This is a genomic window from Microbacterium sp. CSI-V, assembly GCF_001984105.1.
Taxonomy (GTDB): domain Bacteria; phylum Actinomycetota; class Actinomycetes; order Actinomycetales; family Microbacteriaceae; genus Microbacterium.
In genome coordinates this window covers 293753-308844 of the sequence record NZ_MTQM01000009.1, presented here as the reverse complement: position 1 = coordinate 308844, position 15092 = coordinate 293753, and the positions used below count along the sequence as shown (strand labels likewise).

The 15092-nt window shown below is 66.0% G+C and carries 14 protein-coding genes and 1 tRNA gene; 10 read left to right on the top strand and 5 right to left on the bottom strand.

Annotated elements, in window-relative coordinates; genetic code table 11:
* The first annotated feature begins 16 nt into the window (after positions 1–16).
* Positions 17–2077 (top strand): PTS fructose transporter subunit IIABC, encoded by a 2061-nt coding sequence (locus tag CSIV_RS12215; RefSeq protein ID WP_077051675.1) that lies wholly within the window; start codon positions 17–19, stop codon positions 2075–2077.
* A 27-nt stretch (positions 2078–2104) separates the two neighbouring features.
* Positions 2105–2374, top strand: a complete 270-nt coding sequence (locus CSIV_RS12210) for an HPr family phosphocarrier protein (protein WP_077051674.1) — start codon at positions 2105–2107, stop codon at positions 2372–2374.
* A 75-nt stretch (positions 2375–2449) separates the two neighbouring features.
* Here CSIV_RS12210 and CSIV_RS12205 read toward each other — a convergent pair whose 3' ends face one another.
* Positions 2450–3088, bottom strand: a complete 639-nt coding sequence (locus tag CSIV_RS12205) for an MBL fold metallo-hydrolase (RefSeq protein ID WP_077051673.1) — start codon at positions 3086–3088, stop codon at positions 2450–2452.
* A gap of 217 nt (positions 3089–3305) precedes the next feature.
* Between CSIV_RS12205 and CSIV_RS12200 the strand changes: the two genes are divergently transcribed.
* Positions 3306–3381, top strand: a tRNA-Glu gene (locus CSIV_RS12200).
* A gap of 106 nt (positions 3382–3487) precedes the next feature.
* On the opposite strand, the gene CSIV_RS12195 is transcribed toward CSIV_RS12200, so the two are convergent.
* Positions 3488–4294: a DUF4349 domain-containing protein gene (locus CSIV_RS12195; protein ID WP_274519549.1), complete on the bottom strand. Its 807-nt coding sequence runs from the start codon at positions 4292–4294 to the stop codon at positions 3488–3490.
* On the opposite strand from CSIV_RS12195, the gene CSIV_RS18435 reads away from it, so the two are divergent.
* Positions 4194–4400: a hypothetical protein gene (locus CSIV_RS18435; RefSeq protein WP_160897406.1), complete on the top strand. Its 207-nt coding sequence runs from the start codon at positions 4194–4196 to the stop codon at positions 4398–4400. The two genes, CSIV_RS12195 and CSIV_RS18435, sit on opposite strands and share 101 nt — an antisense overlap.
* A gap of 247 nt (positions 4401–4647) precedes the next feature.
* On the opposite strand, the gene CSIV_RS12190 is transcribed toward CSIV_RS18435, so the two are convergent.
* Positions 4648–7548 (bottom strand): DNA methyltransferase, encoded by a 2901-nt coding sequence (locus CSIV_RS12190; protein ID WP_139340701.1) that lies wholly within the window; start codon positions 7546–7548, stop codon positions 4648–4650.
* A 106-nt stretch (positions 7549–7654) separates the two neighbouring features.
* On the opposite strand from CSIV_RS12190, the gene CSIV_RS12185 reads away from it, so the two are divergent.
* From CSIV_RS12185 to CSIV_RS12165, 5 genes are all read left to right on the top strand, one after another.
* Positions 7655–8083 carry a DUF4238 domain-containing protein gene (locus CSIV_RS12185; RefSeq protein WP_077051670.1) on the top strand — a complete coding sequence of 143 codons (429 nt, stop codon included), beginning with the start codon at positions 7655–7657 and terminating at the stop codon, positions 8081–8083.
* A gap of 54 nt (positions 8084–8137) precedes the next feature.
* Entirely contained in the window at positions 8138–8623 is a 486-nt protein-coding gene (locus tag CSIV_RS12180) for a hypothetical protein (protein ID WP_077051669.1), read from the top strand.
* A 217-nt stretch (positions 8624–8840) separates the two neighbouring features.
* Positions 8841–9638 carry a hypothetical protein gene (locus CSIV_RS12175; RefSeq protein WP_139340699.1) on the top strand — a complete coding sequence of 266 codons (798 nt, stop codon included), beginning with the start codon at positions 8841–8843 and terminating at the stop codon, positions 9636–9638.
* Between the two features lie 91 nt (positions 9639–9729).
* Positions 9730–11553: a DUF262 domain-containing protein gene (locus CSIV_RS12170; RefSeq protein ID WP_077051667.1), complete on the top strand. Its 1824-nt coding sequence runs from the start codon at positions 9730–9732 to the stop codon at positions 11551–11553.
* Positions 11543–12196: a hypothetical protein gene (locus CSIV_RS12165; protein WP_077051666.1), complete on the top strand. Its 654-nt coding sequence runs from the start codon at positions 11543–11545 to the stop codon at positions 12194–12196. Before CSIV_RS12170 ends, CSIV_RS12165 begins: the two co-directional genes overlap by 11 nt.
* A gap of 92 nt (positions 12197–12288) precedes the next feature.
* Here CSIV_RS12165 and CSIV_RS12160 read toward each other — a convergent pair whose 3' ends face one another.
* Positions 12289–13374, bottom strand: coding sequence for a DUF4349 domain-containing protein (locus CSIV_RS12160; RefSeq protein ID WP_077051665.1), 1086 nt, complete (start codon positions 13372–13374; stop codon positions 12289–12291).
* The gene (locus tag CSIV_RS12155; RefSeq protein ID WP_077051664.1) at positions 13371–13925 is read right to left on the bottom strand and encodes an RNA polymerase sigma factor; all 555 of its coding nucleotides are present in this window, start codon (positions 13923–13925) and stop codon (positions 13371–13373) included. Before CSIV_RS12155 ends, CSIV_RS12160 begins: the two co-directional genes overlap by 4 nt.
* Before the next feature lie 173 nt (positions 13926–14098).
* Between CSIV_RS12155 and CSIV_RS12150 the strand changes: the two genes are divergently transcribed.
* On the top strand, positions 14099–15088 hold the full coding sequence (locus tag CSIV_RS12150; RefSeq protein WP_077051663.1) for a TerC family protein: 990 nt from the start codon (positions 14099–14101) through the stop codon (positions 15086–15088).
* The last annotated feature ends 4 nt before the right edge of the window (positions 15089–15092 follow it).

Genomic DNA, 15092 nt, shown 5'->3' with positions numbered 1-15092 from the left:
GAAAGGTCACCAGAAAATGTCCGACATCATCACACCGGAGCTCGTCAGCCTCGACGCGCCCCTGGGGGCCGACAAGCAGTCGGTCATCCGTGCTCTGGCCGAGCGTGTCGTCGCGCAGGGCCGCGCGACCAGCGCGCAGGAACTCTTCGACGATGCGTGGGCCCGCGAGCAGAAGGACGAGACGGGCCTCCCGGGCGGCATCGGCATCCCGCACGCCCGCAGCGCCTCCGTCACCGAACCGACCCTCGCGTTCGCGCGCCTGACCCCGGGTGTCGACTTCGGCGCGCCCGACGGTCCCGCGGACATCGTGTTCCTCATCGCCGCGCCCGCCGGTGCCGACGAGGCCCACCTCGCGGTCCTGTCGCAGCTGGCTCGGAGCCTCATGAAGCCCGAGTTCACCGGCGGCCTTCGCGCCGCGGCGACGCCGTCCGACGCGGTCCGGATCATCACGGATGCCATCACCCCCGCTCCCGAGGCGCCTGCGGCCGCGGCTCCCGCGGCCACGCGTGCCGAGGCCCGCACCGCCACGGCGACGAAGACGACCAAGATCGTCGCGGTCACCGCGTGCGCCACGGGCATCGCCCACACCTTCATGGCCGCCGACGCCCTGACCGCCGCGGGCCTCGAGGCCGACGGCGTCGAGCTCGTCGTCGAGCCGCAGGGCTCGAGCGGCTACAAGGCCCTCCCGCAGAGCGTCATCGACGACGCCGACGCCGTGATCTTCGCGGTCGACGTCGACGTGCGCGAGCCGCAGCGTTTCGCGGGGAAGCCCGTCGTGCGCGCCGGTGTCAAGCGCGGCATCGAGCAGCCGAAGCAGCTCATCGCCGAGGCCGTCGCCGCCAGCGAGAACCCGAACGCCGCCCGCGTGCAGGGCGGCGCGGCGGCGGCATCCGCCTCCGATGCTCCGGTCGTCCAGCAGTCCGTGGGACGTCGCATCCAGCGGTGGCTCCTCACCGGTGTCAGCTACATGATCCCGTTCGTCGCCGGCGGTGGCCTTCTCATCGCGCTGGGCTTCCTGCTCGGCGGATACCAGGTCACCAAGGATGCCGCGAACGTCATCATCCAGAACTCGCTGTGGGACCTCCCGACCGAGAACATCACCTCGTCGCTCGGCCCGCTCGGGCAGTACCTCGGGTCGGTGGCCTTCATGATCGGCGCCACGTCGATGGGCTTCATCGTCGCGGTCCTCGCGGGCTTCATCGCCTACGCGATCGCCGACCGGCCCGGCATCGCGCCCGGTTTCGTCGCGGGTGCCGTCGCGGTGCTCATGAACGCCGGCTTCATCGGCGGCATCATCGGCGGTCTGCTCGCCGGCTTCATCGCCTGGTGGCTCGGTCGCTTCGACGCTCCCCGCTGGCTCCGCGGCCTCATGCCGGTGGTGATCGTGCCGTTCCTCGGCTCGATCTTCGCCTCGGGGTTGATGATCCTGTTCCTCGGTCGTCCGATCGCCGCGCTCATGGCCGCGCTGACCGAGGGCCTGACGTCGCTCGCCGCCTCGGGCGCCGGTGCTGTCCTGCTCGGTGTCATCCTCGGCCTCATGATGTGCTTCGACCTCGGCGGACCCGTCAACAAGGTCGCCTACGTCTTCGCCACCACCGGCCTCGCCGCGGCGACGCAGACCAACACCGCGCCGTACCTGATCATGGCCGCGGTCATGGCCGCCGGCATGGTGCCCCCGCTCGCGATGGCGTTGGCATCCACGGTCCTCGCCCGTGGCCGGTTCACGCCCGTCGAGCGCGAGAACGGCGCCGCCGCCTGGCTCCTGGGCGCCTCGTTCATCTCCGAGGGCGCGATCCCGTTCGCGGCGGCCGACCCGCTGCGCGTGATCCCCGCCTCGATGGTGGGCGGCGCGATCACCGGTGGTCTGAGCATGCTCATCGGGGTCCAGTCGTACGCTCCGCACGGCGGCATCTTCGTGCTCTTCGCGATCAACCCCGTGTGGGGTTTCCCGCTCGCGATCATCGTGGGTACGGTCGTTTCGGCGGTGCTCGTCGTCGCCCTCAAGCGGATCGGTGGCACACGCAAGGAAGAAGCCCCCGTCGCCGAGTCCGCCACGGCGGTCCCGGTCGCCGCATAAGGCCCCAACGGTTCGAAAGGAATCACCATGGCAGAACGTCAGGCCACCATCGCCAGCAGCTCGGGTCTCCACGCCCGCCCCGCGAAGCTCTTCGTGCAGGCCGTGCAGGAGAAGAAGGTGCCCGTCACCATCGCGGCCGCGGGCGGTCCCGACCTCAACGCCGGCAGCATCCTGTCGCTCATGGGCCTGGGCGCCGGTCACGGCACCGTCGTGACGCTGAAGGCCGAGGGCGAGGGCGCCGAGCAGGCGCTCGACGAGCTGGTCGCCCTGCTCGAGACCGACCTCGACGCGCAGTAAGCACGTCGCACGCAGAACACCGGATGCCACGGCCCCCAGGGGTCGTGGCATCCGGTGTTCCGTCTGCGGGTGGTGTCAGACCTCGGTCGAGTCGCCCGGGCCCAGGTCGACGAACGATCCGCCGTTCTGCTCGACGGCCCACGTGAGGCGCGCGTCGCCCATCTGCTTCCCGGCGACCGAGAGCGTCATGTCGTGGGTCGCGAAAGCGCGGGCGGGCTTGACGGCCAGCACGTAGTCGATCGCTTCGGAGATCTTCAGCCACGGGGCGCCGACCGGGGCGGCGAGGAGGGAGACGTGCGCCCCCTTCGGGACCGTGTACGAGTCGCCGGGGTAGAAGAACGCGTCGTTCACGAGGACGCCGACGTTGTCGACGATCGGAATCGACGAGTGGATCTCGGCGTGCTTGCCGCCGAAGAACTCCAGGTGGAACGGTCCGAGGTCGAGCGAGTCACCGGGGTGGACCGCGACGACATCGAAGCCCGCGGCCGCCTTCTGCACGCCCTCGGGGCCGTAGATCGGCACGCCGGGGTGCGCCTTCTGGAGTCGGGTGAGGTGCTCGGGGGTCCAGTGGTCGGGGTGCTCGTGCGTGATGACGACGCCGACGAGTCCGGTGAGCTCCTCGAGCGGCGAGGTGAAGACGCCGGGATCGATGACCAGGGTGTGTCCGGCCTCCGTGAGGACGAGGGCCGCGTGTTCGCGTTTGGTGACCTGCATGCGCTCGAGTCAACTCCGCGGTGCGGGAGCCTGCAACCGCTGGACGGCGAGTCATCGGGATGCCACAGGGTGAACGTCGTGCGTCCGCTCCGGCCCGGCTCTTCCCTCGGAGCCGCGGTCGCGGTACGGTGGGCCGGACACGCCCGGGCTGCGAGTCATTCGCGGCCCGATTTGTCGTGCGCGGCACCCGTAGTGCATACTTGAACGGTTGCGACGCGGCCCCATCGTATAGCGGCCTAGTACGCCGCCCTCTCACGGCGGTAACGCGGGTTCGAATCCCGCTGGGGTCACCAATGAGAAGAAGCCTCGACCGAATGGTCGGGGCTTCTTCTCGCTTCAGTGCCGTAGCCGGACGAGCCGGCCAGGCCCCGACCCTTGCGGGCCGGGGCCGCCGCCGTCCTACGCCTCGCGCGACCCCCGACGATTCCGCACGATGCGACGCACACCCCAGACGATCAGCACCACGATGCCCGCGACGGCGATCCACGGGAGCAGGAAGCCGAGGCCGATCACGACGCCGTTCAGTGTGGCGATCAGGCCGTTCCACCCGGCGACGAGTCCGTCGCCGAAGCCCGCGGGATCGGCCGCCACGGTCTGCGACCGCATGTTCAGCTGGACGCTGAGCGACGACATCGCGACCTGCGACTCGATCGAGGTCAGGATCGCGCGATCGGAGTCCAGCTGTGCCTGACGCTCCGACAGGGCGGACTCGGCGGCGATGAGGTCGGACACCGACCCGGCCTGCGCCATCAGTTCGGTCAGACGAGCGACGGATGCCTCGCCGGCGGCGACGCGGGCCCGGAGGTCGACCGTCTGCTCGGTGACGTCGGAGCGGTTCACACTGGTCGCGGTGACGTCACCGACCGCGGAGAGCCCGTCCATCACCGAGGTCAGCGCTTCGGCCGGCACCCGCACCGTGATCCAGCCGGACGACACGGCCGGCTGCGACGCCGTCGCGTCCAGGGGCACCACGCCATAGCCGCCCCCGACCTGCGAGGACTCGACGTATCCGCCCGCGGAGGTCGCGGCATCCGAGATCTGCGTGATCGCCGCAGGCACGTCCTCGACCTCCACGGTGCTGGATCCGGTCGCGACGATGTCTCGCGTGCCATCGGTCGTAGACGTCCCGGACTCCGAGGCGGCGAAGGAGGTCGACGAGTCCGCCGACCCGCCCGCGGCGCCCTGGGGGACGAGCGGTGCGCTCATCACGAAGGACGCCGCGCTCTCGACGTACGGCAAGTGGATTCGAGCGCGGATGCACTCCGAGGGACTGCGCGTCTCGTGTCGCGGCTACTCAGTCATCGAGCGGTAACGCACTCGAATGCTCTGGCATGTTCGCCCGGACGGTCTCAGCCGCCCCGAGGGGCGCTTTTTGTACGACCTGCACGCGGATCGCGTGCGCGAGCTCATCGTCGAGGTGGGGGACCGGTTTGACGGGCAACTGATCGCTGACGAACTCGCGGCGTACAAGGCGCTGATGGCGTTCCCCGAGTCCCGATCGAGCAGTTGCACGACGAGGAGCCGTTCTGACCCTCACCCTGCACAAAGTAGAGTGCGCCCTACTCTGCGGCATCGTGCGCGTTGGCGGCTGCGGTCGCAATGAGTGCGGCGTACCTTTCGAAGAGGAATGACACCCGAGCGATATCGCTCTGCTCCGCTTTGTAGCCGTAGTGCTTGTCCACTGCTCGGTCGAGCGCCGCGTGCGCCTTCACGAGTTCGGCGGGCATCAGGTTCGGGTCGTAGAGCGTTGCCAGCGTTGAGTCTGGGTAGAGCGCACGAGCATCGAGCACCGCCTGCGCCGTCGTCTCGATCGTCGCGAGGTCGTCGTCGAGGTCGATCCACGGAAAGGTGTTGAACACGAGCCCCGCGCTGTACCGATAGTCGCTCTTGAGCCGACCGGCGACCGTGCGCACCCAAGCGTTGTGCATCGTTGACGTGAGGACACCGAAGTGCGCGAGTGTCGCGTCTGGGAGCGTGAAGACCTGCTCGCTCGCGACGATCTCCGGCTCGCAGTACGCGATCGGGATGATCTGCCGACGCTCGCTCGACACACGCGGGATCATCAGGTACGGGGTCTTCGGCTGCCTGATCTCACCGAACAGGAACGGTGTTGCCGCGAGCTTGCGGGTCGTGTCTCGCTTCGACTTCTCGCGGTAGGTGCGCACCTCCCTGACCCGCTCGACCACGAGCGGGCGGTTGCGCTGCTCAGGTGTTGAATCGGCAAGCCAGAGCGCATATCGTTCGTCTCCGTTCAGCATCTCTTGAGCGCCGACGAAGGGTCGGATGAGGGATTCCAGAGTCGCGTCGGCGGCGATCGCCGCAGCGCGCTCCGCTGCGTTCAGGACGAGGTGCCCTCCATCGTTCGCCATACTGCCGAATCGAAGCCCAGGAACAGGCGACAGCGGCGTTGTGCGACCCACAGCGACGACGTTCGGAGCGTCGACCAGGTAGGGGCTGATATTGGACGGGTTCGTCTCCACCGGCTCACCCTTGAGATCGGGGTAGAAGTAGAGCCGCTTTGTCTCGGCAGCCTCACTGCTGAATCCGATGATGACGCAATGGACAGCCGCGTTACCCTTGCCCTCGTTCGCCCACGAGAACGTCCGGTGCGCGAACGTGATCTGCATTCCCTGCGCGAGCATCCAGTCCCACAGGATGCTGACCTGCTCGCCCTGCACGATCGAGTTCGTCGAGACGAGACCCACGCGAGTCGGCTTCCAGTTCTGCCAGCCAGCGTCGATGTCGATCATTGCCTCGTTGCCACGCGATCCCCATGCGCTCGCGTCTGTGGCGAAGAGATCGAGTTCACGCGCGGTCGAGGACGACTTCTCGATGTACTGCGCCGCCTTCACGAACCACGCCGTGACGAAGTCGAGCACGCCACGACCCTTGATGAGTTCGTGCTTGCCCTTCCCGAACACGATGTCGAGGTCGGCTTTCTGCTCGTCGGTCTGGTACTGCTTCCCACGGAACGGCGGGTTGCCGATTACGTAGTCGCAGAAGGTCGCCGGGATGACCTCTTCCCACGGCACCCGTAATGCGTTGCCTACCTTGATGGTCGGCGAGACAGCGAGCGGCAGCGATCGGCGCGACGAGCCGAATCGGGCTGCGGCTTCCATCGACATCTGGTGGTCGGTGATCCAGAGCGCAACCTTTGCGATCTGTGCCGGGCTGTCGAACAACTCGATCCCGTGCATCTGGTTCACGCGCACACGGATGAATGCACCGACATCGACCTTCGAGAGGTCTTTGTCGTGCAGCATCGTGTCGATGATGTCCAGCTCAAGCCGCCGCAGTTCGCGGTACGCGACCACGAGGAACGAACCACAGCCGCACGCAGGGTCGAGGAACGTGATCGTCGGGAGGTGGTCGTAGAGGGTCTTGAGCGCGGTGGCGTCACCCTTAGCCGCCTCGAACTCAGCGCGCAGTTCGTCGAGGAACAGCGGTCGAATCACGCGCATGATGTTGCGCTCGGACGTGTAGTGAGCACCCATCTCGCGACGAGTCGCCTGTCGGCTTACAGGCTCGTCTCCCTCTGTCTTGAACTCGCCTTCGAGGATGCCTTGGAACATCGCGCCAAAGATCGCCGGGGAGATCGTCGACCAGTCGAGCGACGAGCACTCGACGAGCAAGTTTCGGGTCTTCTCGTCGAACACAGGGAAGTCACCTGGCTTCTTGAACAGCGCACCGTTGATGTACGGGAACCGCGCAATGTCCTCGTCGAGGGCGGCGGGACGCTCACCCTTCGCGGGGTCTTGATCGAGAGTGCGGAAGAGCAGCGAGAGGGTGCCATAGAGCACGCTCGTTGGGGTCTTCTTGAGCAGCCGGTGGAACGATCCGTTGACATTCAGCAGACCTGTGTCATCGGCGAAGAACAGGAACAGCAGACGCGTGAGGAACACGTCGAGGGCTTCTCCACTGAGCCCACCATCGAGGAGCATCTTGTGGAGCTTGCTCACACGGTAGGCAGCCGCGCGATCGGCTTCACGCTCCTCGGCGATCTCCTCGGGCGCGTCTTCCATGAGAAAGCGGAACTTCTCGGCGTTCGATGCCAGAGAGCCGAGGGTGATCTCGGTGACCTTGTCTTTGGACAGGTCGGTGAGGACGAACCGCTGGAAGTCGGAGACGATGACGTAGCGAGGACGCTCCGCTTCCGTGAGTGCGAGTGCGTACTCGGATGCCTGGTCGAACGCCGAGTTGAGGTTCTTCCCGCTGCTCTTCGCTTCGACAATGAGCTTGCCGGGGATGAACGAGTCGATGTAGCCCTTCGCACCTCCGAGCTTCTTGACCTGGTGCTCGTAGAGGACGGCGCTTTTGCCGCCGATGCCGAAGCACACGAAGAACTCGCGCCAGAACCCCTGAGCCTGACCGCGCTCGTAGTCCGCGCCCTTCCATTCCACAGAGAACTTCGACAGGTTCTCGCGAACTTCGTTAAGTGTCAGCGGCACGGCTAATGGCATACCTTCGAAGCTACCGGTTTCGGTACGCCCTCCTTAGGGCGTGACGCCAGCGCGTCGACCTTCGCCTTTGTTTTCGGCATGTGAGGGCGAGAAGCGGGAGGTGCGTATGGCCACGGAGCCGAACCTGGCGAGATGGCACCACTATGTTCCCCGGATGCTGCTGTGCGGATTCGCAACTGACAGGGACATGATCACCGCCGTCCGCCTGCCTGGTGACACCACGTTCACCGCGACAACGAAGAGCAACGGTGCGCAGAAGCACTTCTACTCCGTTGAGGCGGAGGGACAAGCACTCGATGCGTTCGAGAAGTCCCTCGGCGAGGTGGAAGCCGACGCGAGTCGGATCATCCGTCAGGTCGTCGAGGGACGTGTGCGCCTGAGTGAAGAGGATCGCAGCAGGCTCGCGTTCTTCATAGCGCTCCAAGCGGCTCGCGGACCAGAGACCAAGCGCAGCATGGAGCACGTCGCGAGCGAGGTTCTGGGATCGACGATCGGCGCTAGCGGCAAAGAGGCGCTGCGACGCAAGGTCGCTTAAGGGGCGGAACACGAGCCCATTGACGACGAAGTCGAAGCGCTCTGGGATCGGGCCATGGAGCCGGGTGCCGTCGTCGCCTCGATGACCAACCTTGCTTTCGTCAAGCAAATCGTCACGACCACACAGGGGCTCTTGGCGTACATTTCGGTTCGCCCGTGGACGGTGCATGGCTTCGATCAGCGATCGCTGATCGTCTCGGATTCGCCGGTCGGGCTCATCCCGCACCCCGATGATGAAGACGACAATCCGTGGGGCGGCGTTGGCTTCATGGGCGCGTGCGGAATCACATTCTCGTTGACGCGCAAGGCAGGCATCATGATGTCCGACCCGATGGCGTTTGCCGACATCGTGCCGGTCGGGCGCGTGCGCGCTGGTCATTTTGACCAGACGATGCAGGGCACGACAGCCGTCGAGAAGCTCTTCAACGAGATGACCGTGCGCGGCGCTCGGGAATGGGTCTGCCACCACCCCAAACGATGCGAGGTTCGTGCCGAGACCTCTTCCCGATCCCAATCTCCTCGGAGTGCAGATGGTTGGTGACCACATCGAGTTCAACGGGGGCGGTGTTTCTCCCGTGCAGAGGCCCTCGCGTAACGTGAAGCTGTTGCCGAGTCATGTGTCGAACAGGTAGGTAAATCGTGTCCCCCTCTTCAAGCGTCGTCGCGCGCTTGCTGCGCTCGAAGAGTGTGAGCGCCAGGGAGAGTCCTTCTGGACGGAGTCCTTCTCCACAGAGATCCGGAACCGGCTCCTGTTGGTGATGGCGCACAGCGACGGTGGCAGCGACTACCGCACAATGGAGGCGGCGAAGCGCGTCCTGCTTGCAGACCTTGGTCAGCTCGCGCTCCTCGGCAACGGTCAAGGGGATTCGCGGGAACACCTCTTCCGCTACCTCGCTGAGTGCGACGACGACATGGTGCCCTCGGTCATTGAAGCGTTTATGGAGGGGTACGCAACCGCATTCCAGCAGAATGCGGCTAGAGAAGCGTTCGCCTCGGGGCTTGTCCCGAGCGGCTCGCGCATCCCGTTCAATGCCTCGCTGATTCGCGAGATCAACGGTGTCCTCGCGGAGGATCGGATCGCATTTGAGTTGATCGACGGTGAGATGGTGCCGTTCGCGTCACGAGAGCTTCATATCGAGGTTGTTGAACCAGTTTTACGGCTCCTCGCGAAGCCCGGATGGCAGCGCGTGGAGAAGAGCTACCAGAGCGCGCTCTCGCAGATCGCGCGCGGCGACGGAACCGACGCAATCACCGACACGGGAACCGCGCTCCGAGAAGCGCTCGCCCACCTCGGAGCAGAAGGCAATCAGCTCGGAGACCTAACGACCTCGGCGAAGAACAAGGGGATCATCGCGTCACATGACGCCCCGCTGCTCCAGACCATCGACAAGGCGTGTCGGTGGGCGTCCGCCGACCGGAGCAACACCGGCGACGCGCATAACGCCGACGAGGCGAGCCGGGAGGACGTGTGGTTCACCGTTCATGTCGTCGGCGCGATCTTGCTCAGATTGTCGCAAGGCGGTTCGCGCGGACCTAATGTCGTGTCCAACGAATAGCTGGATACCGTCAGATCGCATGGTTGGGCTGTTTAGTAAGGCGCAGTAAACCAAGTGAGCGATCCTACGGTTCGTTGAGGAAGGACAGAGGATGGGTGCAGGTAGCGAAGCGCAGAATCGGACGGTCAAGGACTGGATGGTCAGCATTGACCGAGGGCAGCTTCGTCTCCCGAGCTTCCAGCGCGGCGTCGCTTGGGAGCCGAAGCGCGTCGTCTCGATGCTCAACACGATCATCCACGACCTCCCGCTCGGCGTCGCGCTCGTGCTCAACGTCGGCGACAAGGAGCAGTTCGTTTCTCGCCCCCTGGTGTCTGCGCCGGAGACGACGGAGGCGGTCACCGAGCACCTTCTCGACGGGCAACAGCGCCTCACCGCGCTCTACCGCGCCCTCCGAGACAATGACCGCAAGCAGACCTACTTCGTTCACTTCGCTGATCTCGACGATGAGCCAAGGAACGACGACGAGGAGCCCGCAATCCGCATCGAGAAGCGCTGGGAGAGCCGGGACGGCACGATGTACCCGCTCTGGGTGGATTCGCCCGAGGAGTGTCTGCGGCGGGGGCTCGTCCCCGTGCGGTTGCTCGATCCGTCGCGAGATGAGACGACCTCGTGGGTGGAAGCCGCCACGGCGCATCTCGAACCCGGAGACGATGTGACGGACATCGCGGAGTACCGCTCGATGTCCACCAGAGTCACCGAGTTGCGTGACCACCTCAAGAAGGTCATCAGCGAGAAGCGCGAGACGGTTCGGCACTTCAACCTGCCCTACCTTCGGCTGCCTGCCTCGACGAGCAAGGACATCGCGCTGAGCGTCTTCGTCAACATGAACACGAATGCGAAGCCGCTCAAGGCGTACGACATCGTGGTCGCCGAACTCGAAGGTGCAACCGGTCACCGGCTCAAGGAGATGGAAGCGAGCCTCGACGTCGAACTGCCACGCCTCGCGGGATACCTCTCGCTTGACAGCGCTGTGCTCCAGACCTCTGCGCTCCTCCAGGGCAAGCTGCCGAACCAACGCGGGTTCTACGACATGGACTATTCGGTGTTCGTCGGGAACTGGGAGCGGATGACACGCGGGCTTCGACGCGCGGTTCAGGTCGTCGAGTCGATGCGCATCTTCGACGGAGACCGTCTCCCCTCCGCTATCCCGATCCCGGTGATCGCCGCTCTGCTTGCGGATGAAACAGAAGACGGCGACCGCCGCGCGACCGTTGACAAGGTCATTCGTCAGTACCTGTGGCGCTCCTTCTTCTCGAACCGCTACGAGGCGACAGCCGCGACCCGCGCGTATGCTGACTTCCGGGGGCTCACTGCGCTTCTCGCCTGTGAGGGCTCCGTCTCTGACGTACCCTTGTTCGACGAGGAGTTGTACCCGTTGCCGAGCCTGCGCGAGCTTAAGGGCGCGGGCTGGGCGAAGAGCAAGCGCTCGCTCGCGCGAGCGATCCTCGCGGCATCGAACTTCTTCGGCGCTCGGGACTTCGCCGACGACACTCCGCTGTCTGGAGAGAACGTCGTCAAGCGCGAGTACCACCACATCTTCCCGAACCAACTGCTCTCAGAGGCGGGGATCGAATCGATGCTTGCGCTCAACTGCGCGCTCATCACCTGGAAGACGAACCGCTCGATCGGTCGTCTCGACCCTCTGACGTATCTGGAGAACCGCGCGAAGAACGCTCCTGATCCGCGCGACATCAAAGATCGGCTGGAGTCCCACCTCGTGCCCTACGAGATCATCGCGAACTCGGGTCCATATGATCAGCCTGCGGGCGCTGAACTGCGTGCGGCAGTGCAGCCCGACTTCGAGGCGTTCCTCGACCAGCGCGCTGCGCTCGTGGATGCCTTCATGCGTGCCGTGTGCGACGGAAAGCAGCCGCACCTCCGCGACATCCTGGAACAGCCCGCCGATGTGCGTTGAGTGGGGATCGATCGCCGAGTGGGTGACTACCGGGGTCGCAGTCGCTGCTGCGGGTGCGGCGTTCTGGGCGCTCAAGTACAACGAGGCGGCGAACGCCCACGCGCGGGATGCGGCGGACGCCGCCGCGAGATCTAACGAGTTGACGGCTCGGGCATACAGTGACGACGTGCGTGTGCGCGAAGAAGCACAGGCCCGCCTGGTGTATGCCACGCTCGATGCTGGGCATCCTGTGATCCTCGGGGGCACGGAAGTGCCAAAGCCCTGGGTTCAAGAGGCAGCGCTTGTGCCGTTGCAGGGGATGACCTACGGGCACGAGAGCGGTGTCCCGTACGTCAGTGAAGAGGCTCGGACGGTCGTCGTGCGCGTTCACAACCGCAGCGCTGAGATCATCAGTTCGATCCGAGTGACACTGTTTGACGAAAGTAAGAAGCTCGAACTCGACACTGCTCCTGGATGGATCGTGCTGCTCCCGGACGACAGCGCCGCGTTCGAGTTCCTCGTGCCATTCGGAGATACCCGCTACTTGCCCAACATCGCCTTTCGTGATTCCACCGGCAAATACTGGACGCGTCGCGGGTTCGATCCGATCGCCGCTCTCCCCGATGAGCGCCGGAACAAGTACGGACTCCCGAAAGCTCCTTAGCCGAGGACTCGCGCCACCGTCGTCTTTCCGACGGAGGTTCCGCGGGAGCGCAGATGCCCGCGGATCGCGCGAGACGAGTACGCCTTGTCGTCCTACGCCTCGCGCGACCCCCGACGCTTTCGCACGATTCGACGGACACCCCAGACGATCAGCACCACGATGCCCGCGACGGCGATCCACGGGAGCAGGAAGCCGAGGCCGATCACGACGCCGTTCAGTGTGGCGATCAGGCCGTTCCACCCGGCGACGAGTCCGTCGCCGAAGCCCGCGGGATCGGCCGCCACGGTCTGCGACCGCATGTTCAGCTGGACGCTGAGCGACGACATCGCGACCTGCGACTCGATCGAGGTCAGGATCGCGCGATCGGAGTCCAGCTGTGCCTGACGCTCCGACAGGGCGGACTCGGCGGCGATGAGGTCGGACACCGACCCGGCCTGCGCCATCAGTTCGGTCAGACGAGCGACGGATGCCTCGCCGGCGGCGACGCGGGCCCGGAGATCGACCGTCTGCTCGGTGACGTCGGAGCGGTTCACACTGGTCGCGGTGACGTCACCGACGGCGGACAGCCCGTCCATCACCGAGGTCAGGGCTTCGGCCGGCACCCGCACCGTGACCCAGCCGGACGACACAGCCGGCTGCGACGCCGTCGCGTCCAGGGGCACCACGCCGTAGCCGCCCCCGACCTGCGAGGACTCGACGTATCCGCCCGCGGAGGTCGCGGCATCCGAGATCTGCGTGATCGCCGCGGGCACGTCCTCGACCTCCACGGTGCTGGATCCGGTCGCGACGATGTCTCGCGTGCCATCGGTCGTAGACGTCCCGGAGTCCGAGGCGGCGAAGGAGGTCGAAGAGTCCGCCGACCCGCCCGCGGCGCCCTGGGGGACGAGCGGTGCGCTCATGTCGCGCGTGCCGGCCTCGGTGCCCATGCCGGGGTCCACGGCACCGCCGGCCTCGCCGACGGTGGACACCGACGACCCCGACGTGCCGGTCGAGGCGGTCAACGCCGGCCCGACGACGGCAGCGACGACGACCACGGCGGCCGCGGCGCCGACGCCCGTCCAGATGTTGCGCCGGCGGCGACGGCGGGCCGCTCGTTCGTCGGCGATCCGCGCGAACACGGCGGACTCGATGGCATCCACGCGCTCGGCGCGGAGGGGGGGAAGGCTGGGGGTGGTCATGGGGTCTCCGTCTCCATCGCGGTGGCGCGCACCCGGGAACGGATGCGGGAGAGGCGGTTGCGCACGGTCCCGTGCGAGACGCCGAGGGTCTCGGCCGCAGCCTGATAGCCGTAGCCCTCGGCCGCGCACAGGCGGAAGATCTCGCGGTCGAGATCGCCGAGCCCTTCCACGGCGGCCAGGATCGCGGCCACCGTCTCGGCTTCGACGACCTGGTTCTCGACGTCGACGAGTGCGGGGATGCGCTCGTCCAGTTCCGTGGTGCCTCCGTGTCGGCGCTTCGACCTCAGCCGATTCTGCGCCTGCAGGCGGCAGACCGTGGCGAGCCACGGGAGGAGGGACGCCCCCTCCAACCGCAGCTTCGGGATCTTCCGCCAGGCGACGACGAAGGTCTCCTGCACGACGTCCTCCGCATCGCTCTCGTCGTGGACGAGTCCGAACGCGATCCAGTACACCGGCCGCACGTAGGCGCGGTACAGCGAGCGGAAGGCGTCCTCCGACCCGCCGGCGGCGCGCGCGACCAGCGCCCTGTCGTCGATGACGTCGTCGGTCATGGCATCCGTTCCCTCGATCCGGCACCCGTGCGAGCACTCTCTCACTCAGAGGTGTCCGCTCGCGCCGGAACGTCTCACGGAAGTACGCGCGCAATGAGCACTACGTGCGGAATCCAATGCGCGCCCGTGATCGGCGGATAAACTCGAGCGTTTCCCCGAACGAAAGGCCCGTCATGGAGTTGCAGCTGGACCCGGTGTTCCAGACGGTCACCCTCGTGGTGCTCGTACTGATCCTCGCCGCGGATCTGCTGATCATCCTCGCCCGTCCGCACATCCCTTCGCCGAAGGAATCGACGCTGTGGGTCGTGTTCTACGTGGTGCTCGCGCTGGCGTTCGCGGGCGTGCTCGTGGTTGTCGCCGGGGGAGAGGTCGCGGGACAGTTCGTGGCCGGCTGGCTCACGGAGTACAGCCTGTCGATCGACAATCTGTTCGTCTTCGTGCTGATCATGGGCCAGTTCTCGGTTCCGCGGCGCTATCAGCAGGAAGTGCTGATGGTGGGCATCATCATCGCCCTCGTCCTGCGCGGCGCGTTCATTCTCGTCGGCGCCACGATCATCGAGAACTTCAGCCCGATCTTCTACCTCTTCGGGGCGTTCCTGATCTACACGGCGATCCGTCAGGCGTTCCCCGGCGACGACCACGAGGACGACACCCAGCGAGAGAACCTCATCGTCCGCATGCTGCGCCGCGTGCTCCCCATCAGCGAGGCGTACGACGGCAAGAAGGTGCTCACGCGCATCGACGGCAAGCGGGTGTTCACGCCGATGATCATCGTGTTCGCGGCGATCGGCGTGACCGACCTCCTGTTCGCGATCGACTCGATCCCGGCGATCTTCGGCATCACGCAGAGCCCGTTCATCGTCTTCACCGCGAATCTGTTCGCGCTGATGGGCCTGCGGCAGCTGTACTTCCTGCTCGGCGACCTGCTCGAGCGACTGCGGTTCCTGCACTACGGCATCGCGTTCATCCTGGCCTTCATCGGCGTGAAGCTGATCCTGCACGCGCTGCACGTGAACGAGCTGCCGTTCCTCAATGCCGGTGAGCCGATCGAGTGGGCTCCGGAGATCTCGACGTGGGTGTCGCTCGCGGTGATCGTGCTGTCGATGGCGGTTGCGACGATCGCGAGCCTGACGATCCCCCAGAAGGTCGACGCGAAGGACTGACCGG